This window comes from Kitasatospora sp. NPDC057198, from assembly GCF_042670125.1.
Lineage (GTDB): Bacteria > Actinomycetota > Actinomycetes > Streptomycetales > Streptomycetaceae > Kitasatospora.
The window spans coordinates 1-6,433 of record NZ_JBHUWH010000444.1; the positions used below are offsets into that span (position 1 = coordinate 1).

Genomic DNA, 6,433 nt, shown 5'->3' on the forward strand with positions numbered 1-6,433 from the left:
GCGGCCTGATCGGTTCCGCCCGGCACCCGCTGCCGGGCGGCGCCGGCGCTGCGCGGGGCCTAGCGTGGCAGGGGAGCGACGTGCCGCGGCTGAGACGGGCAGGTGGACGGCTTGAGCGCAGGAGCGGGAGGTCCCGGCGCCGGGAGCGGAGGCTTCCGGTTCGTCGGCCGGGCCGCGGAGCAGGAGCGGCTGCAGGCCGCCGCCGCCCGCCCGCCCGGCGTGGTGATCGTCGAGGGCGAGGCCGGGATCGGCAAGTCCCGCCTGGTCCGGGAGGCCGTCGCGCGGTGGGCGCAGGACGGGCGGCAGGTGCTGGTCGGCGTCTGCCACCCGCTGCGCGAACCGCTGCCGTACGGGCCGGTGGTGGACGCCGTGCGCCGCGCACTGCCCCGGCTGCCCCCCGGTCTGCCGCCCCCCGCCCCGCCACTGGCCGCGCTGCTGCCCGGCGGCTCACCCGTACCGGCCGACGATCCGCACGCGCGCCGCCTGCACCTGCTGCACGCCGTCCGCGACTTCCTGACCGGCCTCGGCCCGGCCGTCCTGGTCGTCGAGGACGTGCACTGGATCGACGACGAGACCCGCGACCTGCTGCTCCTGCTCGCCCGCGACCTCCCCGGCGGCCTGACACTACTGCTCACCCAGCGCCCCGAGGACCAGCCCGGCGGCGTCCCGGCCCTGGGAACCGCCCTGCTGCGCCGCTCCGGAGCCGGGGTGGTGGTGCTGGTATTGGGACGCCTCACCGAGGCCGACGTCCGCGACCTCGCCCGCTCCGCACTCGGCAGCCGCGCCACCCCGGACGTGGTGGTCGCCTTGTACCGGCGCGGCGAAGGGCTGCCGCTGGTGCTCGAGGAGGACCTGCTCGCCCTGCTCGACCACCCGGGGCGGGGCGACGACGCGGCCCGACTGCGGGACGCGGACGTTCCGCGCGGCCTGCGCGAGGCGGTCACGGAACGGCTGCTGCGGCTGCCCCCCGACGCCGTGGCCGTGGCCGAAGCCGCCGCCGCGCTGGCCGCGCCCTCCTCGGAGGCGGTGATCGGCCGGGTCGCCGGGCTCGACGAGCAGCGCGGCGCCGCCGGGCTGGTGGAGGTGCTGCGCGCCTCCGTCCTGCGCGAGTACGGCCCGGACCGCTACGCCTTCCGGCACGTGCTGGCCCGGCAGGCCGTCCAGGAGTACACGCCGGGACCGGTCCGGCGGCGGCTGCACCGCCAGGCGCTGCACGTCCTGGCCGCGCTGGACCCGCCCCCGCTGGTGCGGATCGCCCACCACGCCAGGGCGCTCGGCGACCTGCCGCGCTGGCGGGAGGGCACCGAGGCCGCCGTCGGCCAGGCCCTCGCGCTCGGCGACACCGGAACGGCCGCCGCCCTGCTGCGCCAACTGCTCGCCGAGCCCGGCCTCGACCCCGACGCCCGAGCCAGGGCCGCCCGCGCGCTCGCGCCGATCGCCGGCCAGGGCGTCGACTTCCATGCCAACGCGGTGGCGCTGCGCGCCCTGCTCGCCGACCGGGGGCTGCCACCCGCCACCCGGGGCGAGATCCGCACCGGCCTGGGGGCGCTGCTGCTCAACCAGGCCGCCGACCGGGAGGGCATGGCCGAACTCGCCCGCGCCGTCGAGGAGATCGGCGCGGACTCGGTCGCCGCGGTGCCGACCATGCTGGCGCTGGCCGTCGACGAGTCGCGGGGCCCCGAGGCGGCACGGCGCTGGGTCGCCCGGGCCGAGCGGGCGGTGCGGGGCAGCGACGACCGGGTGCTCGTTGCGGACGTCCGGGCCACCCGGCTGACCCTGGACGTGGTGACCGGCGACACCGGAGTGCGCGACAGGCTCGACGCGCTCCCCCGGCACGACCCGGACACCGGGGTGGTGCGGCAGACCGCGCGGGCCCTGTACAACGCCGGGGAGAACCTCCTCGACTACGGTCACGACCGCTGGGCCGCCGCCCTGGTCGCCGAGTCGCTGACACTGGCCCGTGACACCGGCTTTCCTGCCGTGGAACTGCACGCCGAGGCGACCCTGCTGCGGATGGAGGCGCTGGCCGGCCGCTGGGAGGGCCTGCCCGAGCGCTTCGAGGCGCTCGCCGCCGCCCACCCCGACAGCCTGGTCGTCGCCGCAGAGCGGACCGTCGCGGGTGGCACGCTCGCGCTGGCCCACGGGCTGACCGCCCGGGCCGCGGACGTCCTCGGCCAGGCCGCCGCCAGCACCGCCGACCGGCTGATGGGCGGCCTGGCCAGGCGCACCGCAGCGGGCGCCGTCGCGGTCGCGCTGACCCGCGGCGAGCACCGCACGGCGTGGGCCAGCGCCGGGGCCGCGCTCGACGCCGTCCGGCGGGCGGGGCACTGGATGCACGCCGGCGGCTTGGTCCCGCAGGCCGTCGCGGCCGCGCTGGCCTGCGGTGAGCGCACCGCCGCCGAGGAACTGGCCGCCGAGGTGGCGCGTGCCCTCGACGGGCGGGACGCCCCCGCCGCGAGCGCCGAGTTGCGCACCGCGCACGGCTTGCTCGCCGAGGCGGCCGCGCCGGAGCGGGCGGCGGCCGGGCACCACGCCGCCCGGCTGGCCTGGGAGGAGATCGGGCGGCCTTACGAGAGCGCGCAGGCCGCGGAGCGGGAAGCCCGGGCCCTGGCGGCAGCGGGGGCGGAAGGTGTGGAGGCCGCCGCCGCTCTCGCCTTCGCCACCGCCGCATACGCGGCGCTCGGCGCCACCGCCGACCTGGCCCGGGCCCGGGCGCTCGGCCAGGACCTCGGCCTACAGGCCAAGCGCAAGCCCGGTCGGCGCGGCTACGGCGGCCGGCTCTCGCCGCGCGAACGCGAAGTGGCCGAGCTGCTGGCCCGCGGAGCGACCAACCAGGAGATCGCCGGTGTGCTGGTGCTGTCTCCCCGGACGGTCGAGCACCACGTGGCGAGCGTGCTGAAGAAGCTCGCCACCACCCGGGACGGGGTCGGAAAGGCGCTGCGGGCCGCCTCCTGAACCGGGCGTACAGGCGGGGAAGAGGTGGTGGGACGGGCCCGGAACCGACCGGGTGGGGCCGCGGGCCCGGGCCTGTCCCGGCTCAGGGAACGATCCGCAGCAGTGCCCGTCCGGGCGAGGCGGGGTCGAGGTCGGCCCACGCCCGGTGGCCCAGCGGCAGCCGGTCCGTGCCCCAGGCGGCGCTGATCCCGGCGACCAAGGCCAGGCCGCCGCAAGGATCGTCCGACTGCCGGACGATCCAGCGGGTGCGCAGCAGATCCGGGTCGAAGCCCGGCCCGGCGTCGGTGACGGCGATCCGGATCCGGCCGTCGGGTCGCAGGGCCAGGACGGCCCGGGCGGGGGCCAGGCCGTGGGCGAGCGCGTTGCGGGCCAGTTCGCGGGTGACCACCCGCAGGCCGGTGGCGAGCCGGTCGTGCCGCCACCGGGCCAGGTGGCCGGTGACCCAGTTGGCCAGCTCGCCGTCGGCGACGACGGACGGGGTGAGCGGCAGTGCGCACTCCCGGGGCCCGTCCGGGCGGCGGCGGGGGGCGGAGGAGGACGAGCGCCACGGTGCGGGCGCGAAGGCGGCCGGACGGACCGCACCGGTGGTGTTCACAGGCAATCTCCCGAGGTGAGAAGGGCGTCCCACCGCTACGGTCGGGGACCCGGTCCGGCGGAACAATGCGGGTCGGCTGCTTTGGGGGTACCCAACGGGCTCGTCGACCGAGTCCGGCGCACCGGCATTGACCGGTCGCCACCACCCCCTTAATGTTCACTTCTGTTCAATGCTCGCACGGTCGGACCATTGAAGAACATAGGTGAACATCGGAGGTTCCCTGTGCCACCCCGCCCCGCCCCCACCGCCCTGCTCACGGCGCTCCTGCTGGCCGTCCTCGCCCTCGTCCCCACGTCCCCCGCGTTCGCCGCCACCGCACCACCGCCCACCTCGGTCACCGTCGATCCGAGACCGGCCCCGGTCGGACCTTCGACGGCGTCGGAGCGATCAGCGGCGGCGGAGGCAACTCCCGGCTGCTCGCCGACTACCCGGAGCCCGAGCGCTCCCAGGTCCTCGACTACCTGTTCAAGCCCGGCTACGGCGCCGCCCTGCAGCTGCTCAAGGTCGAGGTCGGCGGCGACACCAACTCCACCGACGGCGCCGAGGCCAGCATCGAGCACGCCCGCGGCAGCGTGGACTGCTCGGCCGGCTACGAGTGGTGGCTGATGGAACAGGCCAGGGCCCGCAACCCGCAGGTCAAGCTGGCCGCGCTCTCCTGGGGCGCGCCCGGCTGGATCGGCAACGGCAACTTCTGGTCCCAGGACATGGTCGACTACCTGCTCACCTGGCTCGACTGCGCCGGAAAGCACCACCTGACCATCGACTACCTCGGCGGCTGGAACGAGCGCGGCTACGACGCCGCCTGGTACGGCAAGCTGCGCGCCGCGCTGAACGCGCACGGCTACGCCTCGGTCAAGGTGGTCGGCGCGGACTCCTTCGGCTGGGACCTGGCCGGGGCGATGCACTCCGACGCGGCCCTGGACCGAGCCGTCGACGTGGTCGGCGTGCACTACCCCTGCGGCTACCTGTCCGCCGCGGACACCTGCCCCAGCAGCCCCGACGCCCAGGCGCTCGGCAAGCCGCTGTGGGCCAGCGAGAACGGCTCCCAGGACATCGAGAGCGGCGCCGTCGCGATGGCTCGGGCGATCAACCGCGGCTACCTCGACGGGAAGATGACCGCGTTCGTCAACTGGCCGGTCGTCGCCGCGCTCTACCCGAACCTGTTCTTCCACACCGACGGCTTGGTCACCGCCGACCAGCCCTGGTCCGGTGCCTACCGGGTCGGCCGCAGCGCCTGGGTCACCGCCCAGACCACCCAGTTCACCGCGCCCGGCTGGCAGTACCTCGACCCCGCCTCCGGCTACCTCGGCGGCGACCGCGCCAACGGCAGCTACGTCACCCTGGCCGCTCCCGACCGCACCGCCTGGTCCACCGTCGTGGAGACCACCGGCGCCGGCGCCCCCCAGACCCTCACCCTGCACCCCACCGGCTCCCTGCCCGGCGGCGCCCTGCACGTGTGGACCACCGACCTGAACGCCGCCGAACCCCGGATGGCCCGCGCCGCCGACCTCACCCCCGTCGACGGCACCTACACCGCCACCCTCCAGCCCGACCGCGTCTACACCTTCACCACCACCACCGGGCAGGCCCCCGGCACCGCCGTCAGGCCCGACCGCGCCCCGCTGCCGCTGCCCTACACCGACGCGCTCGCCCACCCTGCCGGGCGGGAGGCCCGCTACCTCGCCACGATGAACGGCGCCTTCCAGGAAGCCCCCTGCGCGGGCGGCCGGGCCGGCACCTGCCTGCGCCAGAACGCCCCCGTCCAGCCGATCCGGTGGACCGACGAGAAGGACCCCCGGCCCTACGCGCTGCTCGGCGACCTGTCCTGGTCGAACTACACCGTCTCCGCGGACGTCCTGCTGGAACAGGCCGGCAGCGCCGAGATCCTCGGCCGGGCCGGCAGCCAGGGCCGCAACAACGGCGGCCTGGACGCCTACCGGCTGAGCCTGGCCGACACCGGCGCCTGGCAGCTGGTGCGCACCGACACCGCCTGGAACACCACCGTCCTGGCCCGCGGCAGCGTCCGCGCGCCCGGCACCGGCACCTGGCACCGCCTCGCGCTCGGCTTCCAGGGCAGCACCCTGACCGCCGCGATCGACGGCACCCGGGTCGGCACCGCCACCGACACCGCGCTCGGCGGCGGCCTGGTCGGCCTGGGCACCGACGGCTACCACGCCGCCCAGTACGCCAACCTGTTCGTCGCCCCCGGCACCCCCGCCGCCGTCCGGCCGGGCACCTACCGCCTGGTCAACGCCGCCAGCGGCAAGCTCCTCGACGCGGCCGGCGGCGGCACCGCCGACGGCACCCCCGTCGTCCAGTGGTCCGACGACGGCGGCACCAACCAGCAGTGGAAGCTCGCCCCCGCCGCCGACGGCTTCTGGACGATCACCGGCGCCGCCGCGGGCAAGGTGCTCGACGTGCCCGGCCGCACCGCGCTGCCCGGCACCCCGCTCGACCTGTGGACCGGCGACGGCGGCGCCAACCAGCAGTGGCTGCTCACACCCGACGCCGACGGCACGTACGTCGTCGAGTCCCGCGCCACCGGGCACGTCCTCGACGTCTCCGGCGGCTCCGCCCAGGACGGCGCCCAGGCCCTGCAGTGGTACCGCAACGGCGGTGCCAACCAGCGTTGGAAGCTGGTCCCGGTGAGCTGAGGAACCCCCGAACGGGTGCCGGGCCGCACGGCCTGATGAGGGTCACGGCCGACCGTGGCACCGGCACCACGAGCGACCGCGCGTCCGCCGGACACCCCAGGGTGCCCGGGTCCGGAACGGAACACCGCGGTCGCCCGGCCCCGCCGCATCCGGGGCTGGAGGCCGCCCGGGCCGTGGAACCCCAGGGCGGCAGGGCACCGGGCCGGCCGTCTGTGAGGGACAGCTGGCC

3 protein-coding genes are annotated in these 6,433 nt (G+C 76.7%); 2 read left to right on the top strand and 1 reads right to left on the bottom strand.

Features of this window, described 5'->3' with window-relative positions; translation table 11 throughout:
• Positions 1-111: 111 nt before the first annotated feature.
• Entirely contained in the window at positions 112-2,955 is a 2,844-nt protein-coding gene (locus tag ACFUEL_RS32585; protein WP_380240659.1) for an AAA family ATPase, read from the top strand.
• 82 nt (positions 2,956-3,037) lie between these two features.
• Here ACFUEL_RS32585 and ACFUEL_RS32590 read toward each other — a convergent pair whose 3' ends face one another.
• Positions 3,038-3,550: an ATP-binding protein gene (locus tag ACFUEL_RS32590; RefSeq protein WP_380240661.1), complete on the bottom strand. Its 513-nt coding sequence runs from the start codon at positions 3,548-3,550 to the stop codon at positions 3,038-3,040.
• A 413-nt stretch (positions 3,551-3,963) separates the two neighbouring features.
• Between ACFUEL_RS32590 and ACFUEL_RS32595 the strand changes: the two genes are divergently transcribed.
• Entirely contained in the window at positions 3,964-6,204 is a 2,241-nt protein-coding gene (locus tag ACFUEL_RS32595) for an RICIN domain-containing protein (RefSeq protein ID WP_380240663.1), read from the top strand.
• The last annotated feature ends 229 nt before the right edge of the window (positions 6,205-6,433 follow it).